The following is a 20046-nucleotide window of genomic DNA, read 5'->3' on the forward strand; positions in this document are numbered from 1 at the left end:
TGACCGCCGGCCTGTCGGGGATGCCTGTCGTCTGCCCGAGCACGAAAGCGCTACGTGACCTGCGCCGCAGACTCGGCAGCGCGCCGGTGCGGGCGTTGTTCGAGGTACTGGCCGGACCGTTGGCCCGGCCGACTACGCCCGGCGTGCGGTTCGGCCCGTATCGGACGGTGTCGTTCGACGGCTGCAGCTCGATCAAGGTGCCGGACAGCGAGCGCAACCGGGGCTGGCTGGGACGGTGTCCGCACGGCGGCTATCCCCAGGTCGAGCTGATGACGCTGGTCGAGACCGGCACCCGGGCCGTGATCGCAGCCGTCTTCGGCCCCACCCGGGAGGGCGAAACCTCCTATGCCACCCGGCTGTTGCACCATCTGGGCCCCGACATGCTGGTGCTGTGGGACCGTGGCTTCGACGGCAACGACTTCCTCGCCGCCGTGCACGCCACCGGCGCACGAGTCCTGGGCCGCATCAACCAGCGCCGCCGCCCACCGGTCCTCAAGCCACTCGCCGACTCCTCCTACCTCTCGGTCATCGGCGGCGTCGCGGTGCGCGTCATCGAAGCCCGGGTGAACGTCACCTGCACGGACGGCAGCACCTTCGAGGGCTCCTACCGTCTGGCCACCACGCTCCTGGACGCCCGCCACCACCCGGCCGACCGCCTCGTGCGTCTCTATCACGAGCGGTGGGAGCACGAGAGCGCCTACTACGTCTTGCGCCATACCATCCTGCACGGACGTGTCCTGCGCTCGCACGACCCGGTCGGCGTCGAGCAGGAGATGTGGGCCCTGCTCACCCTCTACCAGCTCCTGCGCCGCACCATGGTCGAGGCCGCGGAGTCCCAGCCCGGCACGGATCCCGACCGCTGCAGCTTCACCATCGCCCTCCAAACCGCTCGCGACCTGCTGGTCTGCGCGGAAGGAATCTTCGAGCAGGGCATCGGGGCAATCGGCCGCCGCGTCCTGTCTGCGCTGTTGCCCGCCCGGCGGTCCCGCGTCAGCACCCGCAAGGTGAAGTCGCCCATCTCGCGCTACGCGGAACGGAAACTGGACGGCCGTCCTGACAGCAGCCGGGTCGTGACGTCGACGACGATCACTCTCCTGCCGCCGCCGACCCCGCAGCCCGAACTCCCCACAACGACCGTCCCCCAGTACGCCGGTCCCGGAAGGACCAGCAGCCGCCCGGCCCGCGTCCTGGCCATCCTGCAGGCAGAGCCCGAACGGCTGTGGCGCGCAAGGGAGATCGCCGAGCTGCTCGGTGACGTCACTCTCGTCGCCACCTACCGACAACTCGCCCGCTGGACCGAGAAAGGAATGATCAAGAGAGTCCGCACAGGCCGCTACACAGCTGTCGCCCAGGACAACAGATCCCTTGCGTGACCTGCGGAAACGCTAACTACCCGGCCTTGGGGGAACTTCACAGCGACCTACCACACTCACGTAGTCAGCAGATCGCCTGACCAGCGGCACAGAGCTCCTGACAACCCATCAGTACGGGCGTCAAATGAGCGTCACGAGCGTCATTTCCCCAGCGGCGCGGCAGAATCTGGAAGCCTTCGGCGTCGTCGCTGCGCTTGACAGCTGGGTGACGATCTGGCCGGTGCCCGTGAGGGCGGCGAGCAGGTGTGCGGCCGGCCTGTCGCCGCGGCGCGAGCCCCAGGCCCTCTTGCCTTCGATGGCCACGGTGTCGGCGCCATGCGGGTCGCATCCCAGCAGGTCGGCCAGGCCGCCGGGGCACACCGACGTGGTCACGCGGCGGACGGTGGCGGAACTCGGCGCGATCCTGACCGCGAACGCAGTGGCGCACCGGGCGCCGAGTCTGGCCAGGGTGTGCTGCGGGGCCTCGGCGGCCCACTGGCCGATCGTCGCGTACGAGCGCGCACGGGCCAGTACCGCACAGGCGGCGATCTGCAGCACGCTCACGAACGGGTGACGCACCCCGCGCCGACGGCGCGGGTCAGGCAGCCTGACCAGCCGCTCGGCCACCGACAGCCCCGACACCCCTCGAGAACAGGAAACTTCACGAGACAGGGCATGGCAGACTGGCGGCACATCGAAGCTCCGTAGGACGCAAGCGACTTGGGAAGGTCACTTGCTCCAACGGCACTTCGTTGCGTTGGACACGCAGCCCACGGCCAGGACTCCGACCAGCGCACTCACAAGATCACGTGACTTTGCAACAGCCCTGTCCGTGAGGTGGCTGCTGCTGCGGTAGGTGAAGTGCCTCAACACCGGGATGTCATCGCCGCAGATCATTTCTGCCAGGTCCCGGACGGTACGCCGGCTGAGCTCCAACTTGGCCTCCTGGGTACTCCGCACCGATTCACTCGCTGTAGCGGGCGGCGCTGACAAACCGTGCCGAGATATCGTCCTCCATTCGCCCCACCTTCGAGTCAAGACGTTCCCTGCGCCGGTCGGCCAATATCTGCCCTGGTCGGCCGCCCGGAGACCGCACCTGATGGCGTAGCCGGGCACCATGCCCGGAGCGCGTCTGGGTCTCCTCCACCACAGTCCGGCAGCGGTGAGCAACCGTCAGCCTGGCGACGGGTACGCCGCCCCCTATGGGTCCGTGGTTGCAACTCGCATGGGCAGCCGCCCTGACCTCGATCACCCCTACCGTCGCCCCAGGGCGACGGTAGGGTGACCTTCGCTGCCGCAAGGTCGATACTGCCGTCAACAGGATGTGCAGTCGTCCCACAACCGATCACCGCAGGACTTGACGGGCCATCACCGAAGTCGGCATCAGGTCAGCATCAGCACCGCCAGGACCCGCCCCGGACCGTCACGGACCGCCAAGATCGACAACTGGCCCTACGTGCTCTGACCTCGGCAAACGCAGGTACAGGGCTCGCCTGCTAATCTCTTCAGGAGGTACCCATGAGGATGCTGATCAACGTCCCCGAGACCGTCGTCGCGGACGCCCTGCGCGGCATCGCCGCCGCCCATCCCGAGCTGACTGTGGATGTGGACAACCGTGTCGTCGTACGGCGTGACGCGCCCGTCGCCGGAAAGGTGGGGCTCGTCTCCGGGGGCGGGTCCGGGCATGAGCCGTTGCATGCCGGGTTCGTCGGGCCCGGAATGCTGTCCGCCGCCTGTCCCGGGGAAGTGTTCACGTCGCCGGTTCCGGACCAGATGGTGCGCGCCGCCGCCGCCGTCGACAGTGGCGCGGGGGTGCTGTTCGTTGTCAAGAACTACACCGGCGATGTGCTGAACTTCGAAATGGCCGCCGAGCTCGCCGAGGACGAGGGCGTGCAGATCGCGAAGGTGCTCGTCAACGACGACGTGGCCGTGACGGACAGTCTGTTCACGGCGGGACGGCGGGGCACGGGGGCGACGCTGTTCGTCGAGAAGATCGCCGGGGCGGCGGCCGAGGAGGGTGCGCCGCTGGAGCGGGTGGAGGCCATCGGCCGGCAGGTGAACGAGGCGTCACGGAGTTTCGGGGTGGCGCTGAGCTCCGTCACCACCCCGGCCAAGGGCTCTCCCACTTTCGATCTGCCGCCGGGCGAGCTCGAACTGGGCATCGGCATCCACGGCGAGCCGGGGCGGGAACGGCGTCCGATGATGACGTCGGGGGAGATCGCGGACTTCGCAGTGGACGCGATTCTGGAGGATCTGCGGCCGGACAATCCGGTGCTCTTGCTGGTCAACGGGATGGGGGCGACGCCGCTGCTGGAGCTGTACGGGTTCAATGCCGAGGTGCAGCGGGTGCTGTCCGAGCGGCATGTCGTCGTGGCTCGTACGCTCGTGGGGAACTATGTGACCTCGCTCGACATGGCGGGCTGTTCGGTGACGCTCTGCCAGGTGGACGAGGAGTTGCTGCGGCTCTGGGACGCGCCGGTCGAGACGCCCGCGCTCCGCTGGGGCCGTTGAGGAGCGGCCGTACGCCCATGACGTTGTTCCAGGGACAAGGAGATCCATGTGCTCGACGTTGACTTCTTCCGCCGGTGGATGACCACAACCGCAGCCGCTGTGGACCGTGAGGCAGATCGCCTCACCGAACTCGACTCGGCGATCGGGGACGCCGATCACGGCAGCAATATGCAGCGCGGATTCGCCGCGGTGACCGCGGTACTGGAGAAGGATGACCCGCAGACGCCGGGGGCCGTACTGACGCTTGCGGGGCGGCAGTTGATCTCGACGGTCGGCGGGGCGTCGGGGCCGTTGTACGGGACGCTGCTGCGACGTACGGGCAAGGCGCTGGGCTATGCGCCCGTCGTGACGAATGAGCAATTGGCCGAGGCGTTCGCCGCAGGTGTCGCCGCCGTGGGACTGCTGGGCGGTGCGCAGGCCGGGGACAAGACCATGCTCGACGCGCTGCTGCCGGGCGTGGAAGCGCTCGGTACGTCGTACGCCGCTGCCCGGGACGCGGCCGAGGCGGGTGCGACCGCGACCGTGCCGATGCAGGCGCGCAAGGGCCGGGCCAGCTATCTGGGTGAGCGCAGCATCGGGCATCAGGATCCGGGTGCGACGTCGTCCGCGCTGCTGATCGCCGCGCTGGCGGAGTCGTACGAGCGCGGTGGAGGCAGCTCGTGAGCGAAGAGAAGCAGGTAGGAATCGTGCTTGTGTCGCACAGCGGGCCGGTGGCCGAGGCAGTGGCCGAGCTGGCCAAGGGGCTGGCAGCCGGTGGTGCGACAGCGCCCGTGGCCGCGGCCGGCGGCACGCCGTCGGGTGCGCTCGGAACCAGTGCGGAGCTCATCGCCGAGGCGGCCCGGAAGGTCGACGGCGGCGTGGGCATCGCGGTGCTGGTCGACCTGGGCAGTGCGGTGCTCACGGTCAAAGCGATGCTGGCCGAGGGAGACGAACTGCCGGACGGGGCGCGGCTGGTGGATGCGCCGTTCGTGGAGGGCGCGGTCGCCGCACTCGTCACGGCGTCGGCAGGCGGCGATCTTGCCGCGGTGGAGGCCGCGGCGACGGAGGCTTACGGCTACCGCAAGCTGTGAATGGCGACGGTTGCGCGGGCAGTAAGCGCTGTCGACGGACAGCATGACCGCGCGTACCGCCACGTATCAGGGGGCCTCGGGAACCTCAGGGGAAACAGGGTGCGGCGAGTCGATGACACCCGCGGCCATGGGGAAGACTTGACGGCATGTCATCTCGGAAGCGCAGTGCGGGTCTTCTCCTGTTCCGGTCGGCGGACGGGGGCGCTGGGTTCGAGGTGTTCCTCGGGCACATGGGTGGCCCCTTCTGGGCGGGCCGCGAGGCTGCCTCGTGGTCCGTCCCCAAGGGTGAGTACGGGCCCGGAGAGGAACCCGAGGCCGCTGCCCGCCGTGAGTTCGAGGAGGAGTTCGGCCATCCGGCGCCGGACGGGGAGTGGGTGCCGCTCGGTGAGTCCCGCCAGGCCGGCGGCAAGACGGTGGTGGTGTGGGCTCTGGAGGGTGATGCCGATCCGGCCCGGGCCGAGCCGGAGACGTTCACCATGGAGTGGCCTCGGGGGTCGGGCGTGCAGCGGGAGTTCCCGGAGATCGACCGGTTCGCCTGGTGCACACCGGAGGAGGCGGCGGAGCGTCTCGTCGCGGGCCAACGGGTCTTCGTCGACCGGCTGCGGGACCATGTGCGGGGTGGGCAGGCGCCGGACGTGCCCTGAGCCGCTACGCGCGGGCCGCCCGGTTGATCTCCGGGCTGTGCAGGATGTGTTCGCCGGAGCCCTGCCGGCCGACGACGGCGTTCATGGATCTGAGGACTGTTGCCGTCGTACGCATGGATCAGCCCTCTGTCTCGGCGAAGGTACGGGAACGCGCCCACGCGAGGGTCACCGAGCGGTTCCCAGGCGTCAAGGCTGTTGCAATGGTCAACTTCTGAGGCGGATGAGGAACCGTGCGCCACGCACGCCGCAGGCGCCTCGCGCGGTCAGTGCTGCGGGACCTCGCCCTGTGCGACCTCGATGCTGCTGTGCAGATCGTTCGTCGCTTCGAGCGCGGCGGACCCGGACAGGATCAGGCAGGCCAGCAGCGCGGCCGCCGCGGCGCGGCCGACGCCTGGCCGGTGGGTGACCCGGCCGAGCAGCGCCGCGACCCGGCGCGGAACCGGTCCCGCCGCCGCCGCGAGCGCCACACGGGGGCGCGCCCGCACCCCTTCCGCCGCCCGCGCGGCGAGCGCCGCGCGGCCGATCGCGCGCGCGGCGACCCGCCGGTCGCCGACAGCGACGGCCGCCGCCTCGTCGGCGCAGCGCTCCAGGGCGTAGCCCATGGGCGCGCGCAGCGAGCGCAGAGCGGGATGGCAGAGGGCGGCGAGCTCGGTAGCAGCGAGGTAGAGGTGGTGGCGGCCCGCGAGATGGGCACGCTCGTGCGCGAGCAGGGCGTCCCGTTCGGCGGGGTTCAGGGCGCGCAGCATGCCGGTGGTGACGACGATCCGGCCGGGGCTGCCCGGGAGTGCGGGCAGCGCATAGGCGTCGGGGCGGCTGTCGCGCAGGACGGCCAGTTCACCGCTTGAGCATTCGGCCGACTGCCTGGCGCGCTGCAGCTCCACCCAGTGGCGGCGGGCGGTACGGACCACCGCGGCGGTGCAGCCGGCCAGCAGGGCCAAGGCGGCAAGGGCGAGCGGGACGGCCACGGCGGCGGGCGCGTCGGCGAGCGGCTTGACGAGTTCACCGACCGCGGCGACCGCGGACAGCTGGGTCGCGCCGGGCACCACCAGCAGCACCAGGGCGAGCGTGCTGCACAGGGCGAGACCCACGGCCGTCGAGGCGAGCAGCCGAACGGCACGCAGGGGCGCCAGGGCGTCCGCCAGACGGCGGGCGGCGGGAACCGCGACGAACGGCATGAGCAGTGGAACCCATACGGCGTACATCATGGGGCGTCTCCGTCGAGCAGCTCCCGGAGCAGCTGCTCGTCCTCGTCGGTGAGCTGCGAGACGAATCGGGCCAGCACGGTGCTGCGGTCCTCTTCCTTCTGCAGTTCGCTGTGCATCCGGCGGGCGGTGAGGCCGGGCGCATCCTCGGTGGGGGTGTAGGCGAAGCCGCGCCCGGCGCGGGTACGGGCGACCGTGCCCTTCTCGTACAGCCGGGTCAGGATCGTGGTGACGGTGGTGCGGGCGAGGGGCGCGCCGAGGGCGCCCTGCACCTGACCAGGGGTGAGCGGGGTGTCAGCCGTCCACAGAGCCGCGAGAACGGTGGATTCCAGCTCGCCGGCCGGTCGCCGTTCCGGCGCCGAGGAGGGCCCCGGTACCTGCCCGGGCACCGAAGCGGAAGCCTGGGCCGACTCGCTGCCTGGACCGGAGGTCGGCTTGCCGTCCGCGCGAGGGTTCGGATCCTCGCTGGATATCCCCTGCACGTGGGACATGGGAACCCTCCTCCTGCTCCGAGCGTCTACAGTGACGTAGACCGTCTACAGCACTGTAGTCAGTCGGGCGTCCCGTCGGTGCGCCCAGTCACCATTATGGGAGGCCTTCCGCCGTGTCCGTATCCTCACTGGCAGCGATGCCGCAGGCGGTGAACCTGTTGGACGCAGGATCACTGCTCGCCACGTTCGGCGCGCTCGGCATCGCGGTCGTGCTGTTCGCGGAGACGGGGCTGCTCGTCGGATTCTTCCTCCCCGGCGACTCCCTGCTCTTCACGGCGGGGCTGCTGAGCGTGCCCGGTAACCACGGCGCGGTCCACCTCTCCTTGTCACAGGTGCTCATCGCTGCAGTGGTCGGCGCACTCCTCGGCGCCCAGACCGGGTACTGGATCGGGCGCCGCGGCGGCCGCGCCCTGCTGGCCCGGAGCCGGGCCAAGCAGCTGCATGCGGGAGCCGCCCGCGCCGAGGAACTTCTCGAAAAGTACGGACACGCGCGCGCGATCGTGCTGGCGCGCTTCGTCCCTGTGGTGCGCACGGTACTCAACCCGCTGGCCGGGGCGCTCAACGTACCGGCCCGGCTCTTCACGATCTGGCAGATCGTCGGCGGACTGGTGTGGACCGTCGCACTGGTGCTCGCCGGCTACGGGCTGGGGTCGTCGGTACCCAATGTCGACCGCTATCTGCTGCCGATCGTCGCCGTCGTGGTCGTTGTTTCCCTGATCCCGCTCGCCACCGAGCTGATGCGCTCGCGCGGCCGCCGCACCGCTGAAGGAGACCACAGCTGATGCTGCTCGCCTCTGCCGCCACCTCCCTCGACGGTGGCCTCTACACCTGGATCACCGAGCTCGCCCAGCGCTCCCCCGCCGCTCTGGACTCCACGATCCGGCTCTGGTCCGACTTCGGTCTCGCGCTCTTCGCCCTGCTGATGCTCGCGGCCTGGTGGCGGGCCCGCTCCGACACCCCGGCCCGCCTGGCGATGGCACTCTGTGCGCCCCTGGTCGTGGTGGCCGCCTATGTGGCAAACGACCTGCTGAAGATGGCCGTCCATGAACAACGGCCCTGCCAGACCCTGCATGCGGTCACGGTGGAAGCGTGCCCTCCGCTCGGCGACTGGTCCTTCCCCAGTAATCACGCCGCCATCGCCGCAGCCGCGGCGGTCGCGATCCTGCTGACCGACCGCCGGCTCGGCGCCATCGCCGTCCCCGCGGCGCTGCTGATGGCCGCGTCCCGGGTCTGGATCGGTGTGCACTATCCGCACGACGTGCTCATCGGGCTGGTCACCGGCGCGCTCGTGGCCTGGCCGCTGACCGTCGCCGCCCGGCGCTGCGCCCCGATCGTGGTGCGGCTGCGCGAGACCAGGCTGCGCCCATTGGTGGCGGCGCGGTGATCAAGGCCGCGGAGGCCGGGCGCCGGTCCGTCGCGGGCCCGATCGACCCCTGTATCCGTACGGCGCTCGGGGCCGTACTGGTCGGGTTCGTCGGTCTCCTCGGCCTGACGGTGGTGGTCCTCACGGCCCGGCACGGGGCCGTACTGCCCGTCGATCGGAGTGCGCACGCATGGTCCCTGCACCATCGGCCCTCCGCCTTGGTCACGGCGGCCAGGGTGGTCACCGCGACGGGTACGGGCGTGTTCCCGTACGCCGCCGCGGTGGCCGCCGGACTGATCGCGGGCCGGAACCTGCGGCACCGTCTGGGGTACGCGGCGGGCGCCCTGGCCTTCCTGCTGCTGGGGCAGGCACTGCGCTACGGGCTGATGGAAGCGATCAGCCGGCCCCGCCCGCCGGTGGGCGACTGGGCGACGCACGCCTCCGGGTTCGCCTTCCCGTCCGGGCACGCGACGTCCGCGCTCATGGCGGGACTCCTCGTGGCGGCGATCGGCCACCGGGCGTATGGGAGCAGGGCCGGCCGCTTCGCCGCCGTCCTGATCTGCTGCTGGGCCGCGGCCGTCGGGCTGAGCCGGGTTCTGCTCGGGGTGCACTGGGTGACTGATGTGGTGGCCGGATGGCTGTTCGCCGCGTTCTGGCTGGGGCTCGGGGCCGCGCTGATACGGACGGCACTGCCCGCACACCGCAGGTGACCTTCCGGTCCCGGCCCCCTCTGCAGAGGTCCAGTGCGATGCCCCGTCCGCCGGTCGTGCCCCTCGTCCGAACCAACCACGTCACGCGTCCACCCGCTGTCACGCGTGTGCTCGCGCTCCTTCAGCATCGGCTGACCTGGGCGATAGTGGCCGCCTACGCCGCCGCGGCCCTGTTACCGCAGGCCGGCCTCGCCATGCGGCAGCTGGATCTCGGCGCGGTGTCCGCACCCGGCGGGGCCCGTACGCCGCTCACGCTGCCGTCGCTCCTCCTCGCCTGGCTGCTCTTCACCGCGGCACTACGGGTGCCCGCCCGGGACCTGCCGCGACTCCTGCGCCGACCGCTGCCGCTGCTGGTCGGAACCTTCGCCAACACGCTGATCCCGCTCGCACTGCTGCCGTGCATGGCGGTGGCGCTCGGGCGGCTCCCCGACACGGACGGCTGCAGCGGGCTCCTCACGGGACTGGCCCTGGTGGGCGCCATGCCGGTTGCGGGCGGCGCCACGGTCTGGGGAAGCCGGGCGGGCGGCAACCAGTCGCTGATCGTCGGTATCGTCCTGACCTCCACGCTCCTGAGCCCGTTCACCATCCCGCTGACACTCTCGGCCGCCTCGATGGTGACGGTCGGCCACTACGCGCAGGACCTGTCGAGGCTGGCCGCGGTGAACGGCGGGGCGTTCGCGGTGATCAGCGTGATCGCGCCGTGTGTCGCCGGGCTCCTCGTCCAGCAGGTGCTGCCCGCCGGGGCGCTCGCCCGTCATCTGCCGTGGATCGGGCTGCTCGGGCTGGTCGACGCACTGCTGCTCACCTACAGCAATGCGTCGGGCGCACTGGGCGGGTTCCTGCTGAACCCACGGCCCGCGCTGCTGGTGGCGTCGGTGGTCGTGGCGGCTGTGCTGTGTGCGGCGTCGTTCGCGATCGGCTGGTGCCTTGCCCGTACGGTACGGGCCGACCCGGCCGACACCGTGGTGATCACGCTCACCTGCGGGATGAACAACAGCAGCGCCGGTGCGGTGCTGGCGGCGACGAACCTGTCCGGCAGCCCTCACGTGCTGCTGCCGGTCCTCGCGTACAGCCTGCTCCAGAAATGCGGTGCCGGTCTGGCCGACTCGATGCTGCGCCGCAGGGCCGCCACGTCCGAAGCGTAAGGGCTGTCCCGTCATCCCGTGCGCCCGTCAGGATTACGGGACAACCCTTGGAGGCTGTCCCGTAGGTTTCCCTACGCCTCTCGGGTCTCGTGAGGTCCCGAGCGGCGAGGGGTGGCCGACTTTTGTGTCAAGCCCTTCCACCTTTGTCAGGACCATCCAACGTCGTCCGTCGATGAGCTCTCGTGCCGCGTCGAGGTGGCCGGCATGGCAGGCGGTCTCGGTGATGGCGTGGAGCAGGACGTCTCGAAGGGTGTGCAGGTGCGGTTCGCCGAAGAGGTGGTGGGGCCACCAGGCCAACGGGGCGTCCGCCGTCGCGGCTGTGACAACGGCGTCTGCGAGTTCTGTCTCCGTGCGGTACTGATGGAGGATGTCGGCGGCCGGAGTGTCGGACGCCACCTGCCAGGCGTCCTCCATATCGTTCAGAGTGTCGATGACGTTCTCGTCGCCGACGAAGACGGCTCGGAACCAGAACCGCTCAACATCGAGTGCCAGGTGCTGGACAAGTCCCAGGCAGCTCCACCCGGACGGCAGCACGGGCTTGTTCAGCGCATCGGCGTCAAGCCCGTCGAGGATCCCCAGCACATGGCGGCGCTGTCCGTTCAGGAAGGCCAGGAGTGTCCGGATCTCCGTATCCGGCGCCGCGGTCACTGGGCGATCTCCCATATGTGACCGCCGGGGTCACGAAAGCTCGCAGTGCGTATTCCCCACGGTGGGTCCATCGGGCCGTTCAGCAGTGTCACGCCGCGGGCGGACAACTCCTTGCACATCGCGTCCACGTCGTCCACGGACAGGGTGAGCTGCAGACGGGATCCGGTGTCGGGGTGGGCGACGCGTGCCGGTGCGATCAGCTCGTGTGCCGCTTTGTGGCATCGCCGGCGTAGGGCCCGGACCGGCTGGGCAACCCACTAGTTGAACGTCGAGATCGCCAACCGAGGTGCCAGGTGGTCCACTCCACGTCGGATCATCCGCTGAGATCACCCGCGCCCGTCCCCAATCGCCGCCCCAACGGTCACACCCTCACGGGACAGCCTTCAGAGCGTTCCGGGGCCCCGCGAGGGGGTGGCCGCTGCGAGACGGATGACGGCGCGGCCCCCGTCGAGGTCGACGGTGGAGCGGTTCGGCGGGGCTCCGTCCTCCTCGTCGTCACGGAGTAGCAGGGCGCTCTGGCGCTCCTTGAGTTCGCTCTGCTTGCCCGGCGAGAAGGTCGCGTGCAGCTGCTCGAATCCGGTCGCCGACACCTGGCCCTGGCGCGCGCCGTTGCGCCACGGCAGCACCCCCGCCCGCCCGGCGCGCAGCATCAGCTGGTCGACGAACGCGACCAGAGTCAGCCCGATCACCAGTCCGGGCAGCGTCATCAGTGCGACGAATTCCATCGGGCCAGTATCGCCGAAGCACCTGGCGTACGCATCGCTCCGGAGCACGCGAGTGCGGGCCGTCGCCCATCGGCGACAGCCCGCGCTCCCTCCTGTACCGCTGGAGGGGTCAGCCGTTGGGGAGGTTGACCGCGCGGCCGTTGATCCTCCCGTCGTGCAGCCTCTCGTACACCAGCGGCGCCTCGTCCAGCGTGTACGTCTCGACGTGGACCTCGACCGATCCGGCGCGGGCCAGGCCGAGGACCTCGGCGAGCTCGGAGCGCGATCCCCGCTACGGGGAGGTCACCGTCGTCCCTTCCGGTTCTCGGTCCCCTGTCCGCCACTCAGGACGCGGAGTAGCCGCCGTCCACCAGGTGGTAGCTGCCGTGGATGAAGGAGGCGCGGTCGGAGAGCAGGAAGGCGGCGAGTTCGGCGACCTCCTCCGCGGTGCCGAGGCGTCCGGCCGGGTGCAGCGAGATGAGGTGGTCGCGGGCCGGGCCTTCGGTGTTGCGCAGCAGGGGCGTGTCGATGAAGCTGGGGCCGACGGCGTTGATCCGGACGTTCTGTGCGGCGTGTTCGAGGGCCGCCGTCTTGGTGAGACCGACGGCGCCGTGCTTGGCGGCGACATAGGCGGGGGATCCGGCGAAGCCGTTGGTGCCGAGGATCGACGACATGTTGACGACGGCGCCGCCGCCCGCGGCGACGATGGCGGGGAGTTCGTACCGCAGAGAGTAGAACACTCCGCTGAGGTTGGTGGCGACGACCCGGTTCCAGTCCTCGACGGCGTACTCGCCGGTCGGGGCGCTCGGGCCGCCGATGCCCGCGTTGGTGACGGCGAGGTGCAGGGCCCCGAACGCGTCGACGGCGAATTGCACGCCCGCTTCCACGGAGGCGGGGTCGGTCACGTCCATGGCGACGGCGGCTGCCTTCGCGCCGGCGCTTTCGAGCTCCGCGACGGCCTTGCGGGCGTTCTCCTCGTCGTAGTCGGCGACGACGACGGCCGCGCCGCCCGCCGCCAGACGGTGGGCCAGCGCCAGTCCGATTCCGGAGGCGCCGCCGGTGATGAGGGCGGTCCGGCCGGCGAACTCCTGGTCGGCGGGGGCGGGAGCGGGGCTCATGATGGTTCGTTTCCTTCCGTCGTGCTGTGCGGCGCCGGCCCGGCGGGAAGCTGCGCGAGCAGTTCTCCGCAGAGGGCGTCGAAGGCCTGCCCGACCAGTCGGGGCAGGGCGTCCGGTTGTCCGCCGCGAACCCAGGCGGCCTGGGCTGCGAGGAGTGCACCTGCGCCTGCGGCGACCGTGACGGCGGGACGGATGTCCAGCCGTGGGTCGACGCCGAGCCGCTCCGCGACAATGGCGACCGAGTCCTCTTGGGCATCCACCCGGATGTGGTGGAACGCCGCGTAGAGGGTCGGCTCCTCCTCGGCGACGACCAGCAGGTCGAAGATCCGGGGGCGTCGGTGCCAGGCCTGTGCCTCGTGGTCTTCGAGCCAGTCGAGGACGGCGCGGCGGTAAGCGGTCAGCGGGGGCTCGTCGGCGGGGCGGGCGCGCAGGGCGTCATTGATCCGGTCGCCGTCGCCCCGGAGCGGGTCCAGGACTGCGGCTTCCTTGCTCGTGAAGTACCGGCTGAAGGTGCGCCGGTCGACGTCCGCGTGTTCCGCGATCTCCTCGACCGTCACGTTCCTCAGACCCCGGTCGAGTACGAGTTCGAACGCGGCCTGCGCCAGTGAGTCCCTGGTGCGACGGGCCTTGCGGCTCCGCCTCTCCGGGGTCTTCCGTTCCGGATTCATAGCTGTACCGCACACCTACAAATGTCCCGGCGCGACATACGTCTCGCCGGGACATTTGGGGATCGGGTCTCGCCTCTCAGTCACCACTCGCCGAAGGTCTGCGCGGCCCTCCGGGCGCCCCGACCGGGCATCGCCCGTGGCTGTCGGCGACGGTTGCCGGCCGATGCCTTGCACAGGGCGAGCATCGCGATGTCATCGCGCCGTACGCCGCCGGAGAAGGCGTCCAGGTCCGCATGCACCGCGTCCAGCAGTTCACGCGGTTCACACCCGGCCCAACGGCCGAGCCGGGCGTCCAGCGGGTAGAAGGCGCCGGAGGCATCGCGGGCCTCGGTCACTCCGTCGGTGAATGCCAGAAGCGTCGCACTGGCCGGGAAGTCGAACCGCTCCGCGCCGCGTGCCTCGCTGCTGAGCTCCGCCATGCCCAGCGCTACGGAGGTGAGGCGGAGCGGGACAGCGGCTGCCGCGCCGTCGTGCAGCAGGTGGGGCGGCAGATGACCGCAATTGACGGCCTCCACCCGATCCTCTCCCTCGAAGCCGAGGACCAGGGCCGTGACAAAGCGTTCGATCTCGCCGGTCTGGGCGGAGAAGGCGTTGTGGCGGGCGACCGCGTCCTCCAGAGCGTCCACCACTCCGGCCAGGGTGGGCTCGCGGATGGCCGCTTCCCGGAACGCGCCGAGCGCGGCGAACCCCGCACCGATCGCGGCGATCCCCTTGCCCTGCACATCGCCGATGATCACCCTGGTTCCGTACGGTGATTCGACGACCTCGTAGATGTCGCCGCCGACCAGTCGGTCCTCCTCGATCGGCGCATAGACCCCGTGGGCGACGACCTGGTCGGTCAGGATGGGCAGTGGGCGCAGGATCTGCCGCTGAAGTGCGACGGCCGCGGAGCGCAGCCGGGCGATCTCGATGGCATGGCGGATCCGCAGCGAACAGGCGCCGACTCCCAGGACACAGGCCAGGACCGTGAAGCCGATGCCGACGAAGAGGTCCCAGAACGTTCCTCCGGACACCAGCCGGGAGGTGACGACGACCGCCATGATCCAGGCGGCGGTGTACACCGTCTGCCGCATGGTGCCGAAGACCGAGACGAGGGCGGGCACGACGACGAGCAGCGGCACGACCTGCAGATCCTCACCGGTACGCACGTCGAGGGTCAGGATCACGGCGGTCAGCAGAAACAGCCCGCCGAACAGCACGCCGTCCCCGACCCGGGGGGCGAAGACCGCAGCCTCCCCCGCATCGGCGCCCGGCACCGCCGCCCTCCGCTCGGCCGCCGCGCGCTCGTGCCCGATCGTCACGGCACTGCCTCCTCGTGTCGGTGCCGGCCCGTTCCCGGCATTCCCATCCAGTGCACCCGGGATCGGAAGGCCGGGACACGGGGCTAACGGCCTCAGGGGCCGGGCCGAAAATCCTCGGTCGGCGCCTGCCGGTGGTGTCCGGTCCGGAAGTCCCGGGCCGAAGGTCCCGTGACACCGGCCGCAGGACCTCCGTCACCCGGCAGGGAGGAGAGACGGCTCACACGTCAGTACAAGGCTGCCACCTGCGCGCCACCGGTATCACCGGTGCGCCCGGACTCCGGCAGCTGCCGCGGTACGACGGCAGAGAGGAACGACGTCCGGCGGCGGAGCCGCAAGCCCAGGGACTCGTAGAGCCTGATCGCGTTCGTGTTGGTCGCGGAGGCATGCAGGAACGGGATGTCGCCCCGCTCCCTGATCTCGTGCGCGACGGCGAGCACGAGCCGGCCGGCGAATCCCTGGCCTCGTGCGGACTCGTCGGTGCAGACACCGCTGATCTCGCTGTAGCCGGTCGGATGCAGGCGCTCCCCGGCCATCGCGACGAGTGCCCCTTCGCGCCGGATGCCGAGGTAGGTGCCGAGCTCGACGGTGCGCGGCAGGAACGGTCCGGGGCGGGTGCGTTCGACCAGGGCGAGCATCTCCGGCACATCTGCCGGCCCCAGGCGGACGGACTCCGGATCCGGGGCAGCTGCCAGTCCGGCGTCGACCAACTGGACGCCCTCTGCGTGAAAGGTGATCTCCCAGTCGCCGGGCGGCGGTTCGCGCAGGGCGGTGAGGGTGAGGGATGCGCCGGGCCCGGCGAGGGCGGCGGCGTCGGCCCAGTCGTCGGCGTCCGGGATGTCCGGAAGCGCGAACCAGGGCGCCACATCGGTGGGGTAGCGCAGGACGCGGCCCCGGCGTTCGGCGAAGCGGGCGTGCGGTCCGGCCAGCGAGGCGCGGGCCGGGTTGTCCAGCGGGTGCCCGGACCGAGTGGTGGGGTGCGGGGCGCTCATGCGCCGGCCACCTCGATCACGATCTTGCCGCGGGTGTGTCCGCTCTCCACTGCGCGCAGCGCCGCGGCCGCCTCGGTGAACGGCAAGCTGTCGGGCTTGTGCGCGGTTACCGCGACGGGCAGCAGTGCGCACTCGGCGTACCCACCCCTCAGCGGGTTGCCGAAGACGGCGTCTCCGACTTCGAACCCCTCGACACCGGGGCCGACCCGCTCGACGGTCCCGGCCACCTCGCTGCCGAACACGGCGGGGAAATCCGGCGCCGTGCTGCCGGGCCGGGTGTACCCGTTGCGGAGCTTCCAGTCGACGGGGTTCACTCCGGCCGCCCGGACCGCGACCAGGAGCTCCCCGGGCCCGGGGGTCGGTGCCTCCTGCTCGACGAAGGCTTCCACCTCAGGTCCGCCGTTGCGGGTGAATACGTACGCCTTGGGCATGAGCTCCCTCGCTCCGGTTCATGGCATCGGCTGTCGGCACCGCCACCGTGGGCTACAGCAGCGAAAAGTCCATTCGGCATGCACGTATTCCCGGGGTGCCGGGGTGTTCACAGGGCCGCACTGAACCGCCGACGTCCCGCAGACACGGAGCTGAGGGGCGGCCCCGGCGGGTCACTCAGACGTGGGGGCCTGGGCCTCCCCGGCGCGGCGTACGAAGCAGTCCGGCGCGTGCGAGACGGCCCTGCCCCACTCGTTCTCCCAGAACAGCCACAGCGGCTGCGAGGCCGGCACGGTCACAGCGGGCGGATGGTCGCAGCACGGGTGAGGTTGTGGTTCCCACCACGCGGCACGCGTGAGCAGGTTTCCTTCCCGGGCCGGGACACTGCTGCGCGCCGACCGGGGGCGTACCTGGAGGATCACGTGCGCCGTGCGATGTCGGTGTGGACGAGGGTCGGGCCGGAGGCCGAGCAGCGGGCGGTGCGAAGCCTCAGTGACGACCTCGACTCCGGCCGGTGGGCCGAGCGCAACAGCGACCTCGCCGACCTCGACGCGGCAGATCTCGGCCTCCGCCTGCTCATAGCTTGAACCGCGTCGCAGCGTCAGCGTCATGACGGCTCCTGGACAGCCCGCCGGTCGTGTGCGGCGCTGAGCGGGCATGGCGCTGTCGATCGCAAGGCGGCCGGAAGTCCTTGGATGGGGTCTCCCCTGCTCGAACGAAGCTGAGAGCTTGAGGAAGGAGCTACCAGGGCTTGTGGCCAACGCGGCGAGCCAGCGTGCTGGGCGGCGCGACGGGGCAAAGATTGCCGGGAGGGGCACTAGAAGAAATCCGACCGAGTCCCACCGTTAGCTGTACAGAACCCAAGTTGGATGCTGTCGTGCGTTCGGCCAGACAGCCCCTACCTAAGCTTTGCGGGCGAGCAGTTGAATCTCCTGGAACTGCCGTCGGTCGGTGGGCTGAGGCTCGCGAACCATCCGGGCTACCTCGGCCAACCCGGACTTACGCAGCATCGCGGCGAGGTGATCAGGCGACCACCGATAGGCCGGCGCGACTGTGTGATCGAAGACCTGCGTCGGGTGAGACGGATCATCGCTGGCCGAAAAGCCGACCAGAAGATGGCCGCCAGGTGCCAGCACCCGGTGGAACTCCGACAAGATGACGGGGAGTTCTTGCGGCGGAGTGTGGATGATGGACCAACGTGAGAGTACGCCGCCCAGCACGCCGTCAGCGATGTTCAACGAGGCCATCGAGCCCACGTCGAACCGCAGACCCGGATAGGCTTGTCGAGCCAACTTGATCATCGCAGGAGAGGCGTCAACGCCAAACGCCGCCAGCCCCAACTCGTCCAGATATGCGGTGATATAGCCAGGACCACACCCCAGGTCCGCGACCTGACCATCCCCACTCACACTTACAACCTCGGCGAAGGCACTCAAGATCGCGCGGTCCAGCGGCCTGTCACGCAGTGTGTCGCGGAACTGCTGGGCATAGGCGGGGGCAGCAGCGTCGTAGGCTTCGCGGGTGGCACTGAGGGCATCGTGTTCGACCATGCTCGCGACAGTAGTTCCTGGCGCTGAGGCGAGCCGCTAGAATCACGATCTTCCGTCCCGCCGGTTCGCCCAGGCTATCGCTGGTTCAACGCCTTCCCGGCGGACAACTGCATGACCGCGGGCACGGTCTCCTCCTTGCCACAGATAACGGAGCCGCGTCGCGCACGGCCCGCGAGCGTCGCCGCAGGTCGTGATCAGCGATGTTCACAATGACGGCTATTCATGAGGGGTGACTGCACGACGCAGGACTCCCCCGCCGCCGTCACCCACACCGCCGTGGGACACCCGCGCGACCGGCCCGCCCCGCTGCCTGGTCCGGAATCGATTTCGACTCAACAGCACATCGGCACGGACCGGTCACGCCACATTCGGCCGACTCGTGTGGCAGTCTGATAGTGACCGTCCCACCGGGCTCCCCCGTACCGGTGGGGCGGTTCTGTCCTCTCCCGCTCCTCTCACCTGCACGGTTGTGACGCCGGATCACGAATATTCCCGGCCATTCACGCCGATTGGCCGGATCGACTCGCTCTGAGCGGTCCATGTGCCGTGCCGGATGCAGGAGTTGCGGGTAGACATCGCCAAGGCCAAGGAGTCACTGGCCGCGGAGTTCGACCGCGACCCCACCGTGCCGGAGCTCGCCGAGCAGCTCGGGATCGGCGAGGACGAGGTCACCGAAGGCGTCGACGGCGCCAACGGGTACACCGCAGGATCGCTGGACATGCCGTCCGATCCGGTGGTCGCGGGACGGCCCAACCCGCCGGGGCGCACGCTCGTCGACGCCCTCGGCTCCCCGGACCCCGGCATGGAGCCGGTCGAGAATCTGCACACCCTCGCCCCGCTGCTGGGTCACCTCGACGCGCGCGAGCGTCGCATCATCGACATACGCTTCGGTCAGGAGATGACGCAGTCGCAGATAGGCGCGGAGCTCAGCATCTCCCAGATGCAGGTGTCGCGGCTGCTCAGCCGGATCCTGCAAAGTTCCGCAGCGGCATGTTCGTCGAGGAGTGAGCGACGACGAGTGAGCGACGACGAGTGAGGGGCGAGGATCTGCCGTTGCCCTGCCTGCCCGCCGATGTGGGGCACTACGAGGACACATTCCGCAAGGTCGACGGGGTCTGGGCTGATCGCCCCGCGCACCATGGGCCGGCGGCCGCCGGGGCCACGGAGCGCGGAGCCAGGGCGCCCGTCTCGACCGGGGACGGTCAGTCGTCGTCCTTCTCCGCGGGGCGGCCCGCGTAGTAGGTGGCGATCATGTCCTCACCGCCGTGTCCCGCCTCCTCCGCACGCGTGAACCGGTTCGCCGACGCGGCGACGAGATCCAGCGTCACCCCGGCCTGTTCGGCGGCCGCAAGGATGAGGCGGGTGTCCTTGAGCGCGGTGGACAGGGTGAAGCTCGGGGTGAGGTCGCCGGAGAGGACCGCGGCGGACTTGCCCTGGAGATACGCGGAATCCAGCGGGCCGCCCTTCATCACGTCGAGGAACGACTGCGGGTCGATTCCCAGCCCCTCCGCGAGGTTCAGGCACTCGGCGATGCTGCTCACCATGTTGATCACCCAGGTGTTGACCACGAGCTTCAGCCGCGAGGCGGCGCCCGGTGTTTCACCGACCCAGACCGTGCGCTGTCCGATCGCGTTCAGCACAGGGTTCACCGACGGGCGGACGGCGGACGGACCAGATACGAAGACCGTCAACGCACCCTGTTCCGCGGGCTGCTTGGTACCCGCAACCGGGGAGTCGAGATAGACGAGCCCCAAGTCCGCCGCCCTCTGGGCGAGTTCGGTGGTGGCGTCGATCCCGACGGTGGAGCTCTGCAGCAGGACCTGGCCGCGTTGCACTCCGGACGCCGCGGCGGTGAGCGCGGCGGCCACGGAGGGTCCGTCGTTCAGCATCGTCAGGATGACGTCGGCGCCGCGTACGGCTTCCTCCGCCGTTTCGGTGACCGTGGCGCCTTCGGCGGCGAGGGGGGCAGCCTTGGCCTGCGTACGGTTCCAGGCGCGGACGTCGAGTCCGGCGCGGAGCAGGCTCCGGGCCATCCCGGATCCCATGATCCCGGTGCCGAGGACGGCCACGGTCGGCCACTCGGGGATGGAGTTGGCAGGGGTGGACGTCATGAGAGCAAGGGTCCCTTCGTCGGCGCGTGGGCGGTTCGAG

At 70.3% G+C, this 20046-nt stretch carries 22 protein-coding genes and 4 pseudogenes; 11 read left to right on the forward strand and 15 right to left on the reverse strand.

All coding sequences use genetic code 11. The annotated features are described in order from the left end of the window. Positions 1-1373: transposase (locus ACGFSA_RS21240; RefSeq protein ID WP_393306380.1), on the forward strand; the 1373-nt coding region annotated here is incomplete at its 5' end. Positions 1374-1493: 120 nt separating this feature from the next. Here the strand turns inward: ACGFSA_RS21240 and ACGFSA_RS21245 are convergent. Beyond that, on the reverse strand, positions 1494-1979 hold the full coding sequence (locus tag ACGFSA_RS21245) for a transposase family protein (RefSeq protein ID WP_393306382.1): 486 nt from the start codon (positions 1977-1979) through the stop codon (positions 1494-1496). 891 nt (positions 1980-2870) lie between these two features. Here ACGFSA_RS21245 and dhaK point away from each other — a divergent pair. The 4 genes from dhaK to ACGFSA_RS21265 all read left to right on the forward strand — a co-directional run bounded on the left by dhaK (position 2871) and on the right by ACGFSA_RS21265 (position 5577). Further along, complete coding sequence (dhaK, locus tag ACGFSA_RS21250; RefSeq protein WP_393306385.1) at positions 2871-3863, forward strand: dihydroxyacetone kinase subunit DhaK; 993 nt, start codon at positions 2871-2873, stop codon at positions 3861-3863. 48 nt (positions 3864-3911) lie between these two features. Beyond that, complete coding sequence (dhaL, locus tag ACGFSA_RS21255) at positions 3912-4526, forward strand: dihydroxyacetone kinase subunit DhaL (protein WP_393306387.1); 615 nt, start codon at positions 3912-3914, stop codon at positions 4524-4526. Then, on the forward strand, positions 4523-4933 hold the full coding sequence (locus ACGFSA_RS21260) for a PTS-dependent dihydroxyacetone kinase phosphotransferase subunit DhaM (protein WP_393306389.1): 411 nt from the start codon (positions 4523-4525) through the stop codon (positions 4931-4933). The genes dhaL and ACGFSA_RS21260 overlap by 4 nt, the downstream gene beginning before the upstream one ends. Before the next feature lie 146 nt (positions 4934-5079). Beyond that, the gene (locus ACGFSA_RS21265) at positions 5080-5577 is read left to right on the forward strand and encodes an NUDIX domain-containing protein (protein ID WP_393306391.1); all 498 of its coding nucleotides are present in this window, start codon (positions 5080-5082) and stop codon (positions 5575-5577) included. A 263-nt stretch (positions 5578-5840) separates the two neighbouring features. On the opposite strand, the gene ACGFSA_RS21270 is transcribed toward ACGFSA_RS21265, so the two are convergent. Next, entirely contained in the window at positions 5841-6782 is a 942-nt protein-coding gene (locus tag ACGFSA_RS21270; protein ID WP_393306393.1) for a M56 family metallopeptidase, read from the reverse strand. Further along, positions 6779-7168 carry a BlaI/MecI/CopY family transcriptional regulator gene (locus ACGFSA_RS21275; protein ID WP_393306564.1) on the reverse strand — a complete coding sequence of 130 codons (390 nt, stop codon included), beginning with the start codon at positions 7166-7168 and terminating at the stop codon, positions 6779-6781. Before ACGFSA_RS21275 ends, ACGFSA_RS21270 begins: the two co-directional genes overlap by 4 nt. Before the next feature lie 239 nt (positions 7169-7407). On the opposite strand from ACGFSA_RS21275, the gene ACGFSA_RS21280 reads away from it, so the two are divergent. The 4 genes from ACGFSA_RS21280 (at position 7408) to ACGFSA_RS21295 (ending at position 10488) form a co-directional block, all read left to right on the forward strand. Continuing rightward, positions 7408-8052 carry a DedA family protein gene (locus tag ACGFSA_RS21280; protein WP_393306566.1) on the forward strand — a complete coding sequence of 215 codons (645 nt, stop codon included), beginning with the start codon at positions 7408-7410 and terminating at the stop codon, positions 8050-8052. Then, positions 8052-8654, forward strand: a complete 603-nt coding sequence (locus ACGFSA_RS21285) for a phosphatase PAP2 family protein (RefSeq protein ID WP_393306395.1) — start codon at positions 8052-8054, stop codon at positions 8652-8654. The genes ACGFSA_RS21280 and ACGFSA_RS21285 overlap by 1 nt, the downstream gene beginning before the upstream one ends. Then, complete coding sequence (locus tag ACGFSA_RS21290; protein WP_393306397.1) at positions 8651-9343, forward strand: phosphatase PAP2 family protein; 693 nt, start codon at positions 8651-8653, stop codon at positions 9341-9343. Before ACGFSA_RS21285 ends, ACGFSA_RS21290 begins: the two co-directional genes overlap by 4 nt. 107 nt (positions 9344-9450) lie before the next feature. Continuing rightward, on the forward strand, positions 9451-10488 hold the full coding sequence (locus tag ACGFSA_RS21295) for a bile acid:sodium symporter family protein (RefSeq protein WP_393306399.1): 1038 nt from the start codon (positions 9451-9453) through the stop codon (positions 10486-10488). A gap of 33 nt (positions 10489-10521) precedes the next feature. On the opposite strand, the gene ACGFSA_RS21300 is transcribed toward ACGFSA_RS21295, so the two are convergent. The 10 genes and pseudogenes from ACGFSA_RS21300 to ACGFSA_RS21345 form a co-directional block, all read right to left on the reverse strand. Then, a complete protein-coding gene (locus ACGFSA_RS21300) occupies positions 10522-11136 on the reverse strand; it encodes a DUF664 domain-containing protein (protein ID WP_393306401.1) in 615 nt (204 codons plus the stop codon). Continuing rightward, a complete protein-coding gene (locus ACGFSA_RS21305; RefSeq protein ID WP_393306568.1) occupies positions 11133-11336 on the reverse strand; it encodes a VOC family protein in 204 nt (67 codons plus the stop codon). The genes ACGFSA_RS21300 and ACGFSA_RS21305 overlap by 4 nt, the downstream gene beginning before the upstream one ends. A gap of 183 nt (positions 11337-11519) precedes the next feature. Beyond that, entirely contained in the window at positions 11520-11861 is a 342-nt protein-coding gene (locus ACGFSA_RS21310) for a DUF6191 domain-containing protein (protein WP_393306403.1), read from the reverse strand. A gap of 109 nt (positions 11862-11970) precedes the next feature. Next, a pseudogene (locus ACGFSA_RS21315) lies at positions 11971-12129 on the reverse strand (NAD(P)-dependent alcohol dehydrogenase); the annotation flags it as partial. 55 nt (positions 12130-12184) lie between these two features. Further along, positions 12185-12958: an SDR family NAD(P)-dependent oxidoreductase gene (locus ACGFSA_RS21320; RefSeq protein WP_393306405.1), complete on the reverse strand. Its 774-nt coding sequence runs from the start codon at positions 12956-12958 to the stop codon at positions 12185-12187. Beyond that, entirely contained in the window at positions 12955-13626 is a 672-nt protein-coding gene (locus tag ACGFSA_RS21325; protein WP_393306410.1) for a TetR family transcriptional regulator, read from the reverse strand. Before ACGFSA_RS21325 ends, ACGFSA_RS21320 begins: the two co-directional genes overlap by 4 nt. Before the next feature lie 80 nt (positions 13627-13706). Continuing rightward, positions 13707-14927 carry a PP2C family protein-serine/threonine phosphatase gene (locus ACGFSA_RS21330; protein ID WP_393306412.1) on the reverse strand — a complete coding sequence of 407 codons (1221 nt, stop codon included), beginning with the start codon at positions 14925-14927 and terminating at the stop codon, positions 13707-13709. Positions 14928-15151: 224 nt separating this feature from the next. Continuing rightward, entirely contained in the window at positions 15152-15916 is a 765-nt protein-coding gene (locus ACGFSA_RS21335) for a GNAT family N-acetyltransferase (RefSeq protein ID WP_393306414.1), read from the reverse strand. Next, positions 15916-16347 (reverse strand): annotated as a pseudogene (locus ACGFSA_RS21340) (alcohol dehydrogenase catalytic domain-containing protein); the annotation flags it as partial. The pseudogene ACGFSA_RS21340 and the gene ACGFSA_RS21335, both read right to left, overlap by 1 nt. A gap of 171 nt (positions 16348-16518) precedes the next feature. Continuing rightward, positions 16519-16644, reverse strand: coding sequence for a hypothetical protein (locus tag ACGFSA_RS21345; protein ID WP_393306416.1), 126 nt, complete (start codon positions 16642-16644; stop codon positions 16519-16521). 93 nt (positions 16645-16737) lie between these two features. Between ACGFSA_RS21345 and ACGFSA_RS21350 the strand changes: the two are divergent. Continuing rightward, positions 16738-16932: pseudogene (locus ACGFSA_RS21350) on the forward strand (MerR family transcriptional regulator); the annotation flags it as partial. 315 nt (positions 16933-17247) lie between these two features. Here ACGFSA_RS21350 and ACGFSA_RS21355 read toward each other — a convergent pair. After that, positions 17248-17895, reverse strand: coding sequence for a class I SAM-dependent methyltransferase (locus ACGFSA_RS21355; RefSeq protein ID WP_393306418.1), 648 nt, complete (start codon positions 17893-17895; stop codon positions 17248-17250). Positions 17896-18427: 532 nt separating this feature from the next. On the opposite strand from ACGFSA_RS21355, the pseudogene ACGFSA_RS21360 reads away from it, so the two are divergent. Further along, a pseudogene (locus ACGFSA_RS21360) lies at positions 18428-18903 on the forward strand (sigma-70 family RNA polymerase sigma factor); the annotation flags it as partial. A gap of 194 nt (positions 18904-19097) precedes the next feature. On the opposite strand, the gene ACGFSA_RS21365 reads toward ACGFSA_RS21360, so the two are convergent. Next, positions 19098-20006, reverse strand: a complete 909-nt coding sequence (locus tag ACGFSA_RS21365; RefSeq protein ID WP_393306420.1) for an NAD(P)-dependent oxidoreductase — start codon at positions 20004-20006, stop codon at positions 19098-19100. Positions 20007-20046: the final 40 nt, after the last annotated feature.

The sequence above is a fragment of the Streptomyces sp. NPDC048496 genome (assembly GCF_043200055.1).
Lineage (GTDB): Bacteria > Actinomycetota > Actinomycetes > Streptomycetales > Streptomycetaceae > Streptomyces.

What these genes read in the sequence shown, in the direction of transcription:
- dhaK (WP_393306385.1), top strand. Translation starts at nt 2,871, where the DNA reads ATGAGGATGCTGATCAACGTCCCCGAGACCGTCGTCGCGGACGCCCTG.
- ACGFSA_RS21265 (WP_393306391.1), top strand. Translation starts at nt 5,080, where the DNA reads ATGTCATCTCGGAAGCGCAGTGCGGGTCTTCTCCTGTTCCGGTCGGCG.
- ACGFSA_RS21270 (WP_393306393.1), bottom strand. Translation starts at nt 6,782, where the DNA reads ATGATGTACGCCGTATGGGTTCCACTGCTCATGCCGTTCGTCGCGGTT.
- ACGFSA_RS21280 (WP_393306566.1), top strand. Translation starts at nt 7,408, where the DNA reads ATGCCGCAGGCGGTGAACCTGTTGGACGCAGGATCACTGCTCGCCACG.
- ACGFSA_RS21285 (WP_393306395.1), top strand. Translation starts at nt 8,052, where the DNA reads ATGCTGCTCGCCTCTGCCGCCACCTCCCTCGACGGTGGCCTCTACACC.
- ACGFSA_RS21310 (WP_393306403.1), bottom strand. Translation starts at nt 11,861, where the DNA reads ATGGAATTCGTCGCACTGATGACGCTGCCCGGACTGGTGATCGGGCTG.
- ACGFSA_RS21320 (WP_393306405.1), bottom strand. Translation starts at nt 12,958, where the DNA reads ATGAGCCCCGCTCCCGCCCCCGCCGACCAGGAGTTCGCCGGCCGGACC.
- ACGFSA_RS21325 (WP_393306410.1), bottom strand. Translation starts at nt 13,626, where the DNA reads ATGAATCCGGAACGGAAGACCCCGGAGAGGCGGAGCCGCAAGGCCCGT.
- ACGFSA_RS21335 (WP_393306414.1), bottom strand. Translation starts at nt 15,916, where the DNA reads ATGAGCGCCCCGCACCCCACCACTCGGTCCGGGCACCCGCTGGACAAC.
- ACGFSA_RS21355 (WP_393306418.1), bottom strand. Translation starts at nt 17,895, where the DNA reads ATGGTCGAACACGATGCCCTCAGTGCCACCCGCGAAGCCTACGACGCT.
- ACGFSA_RS21365 (WP_393306420.1), bottom strand. Translation starts at nt 20,006, where the DNA reads ATGACGTCCACCCCTGCCAACTCCATCCCCGAGTGGCCGACCGTGGCC.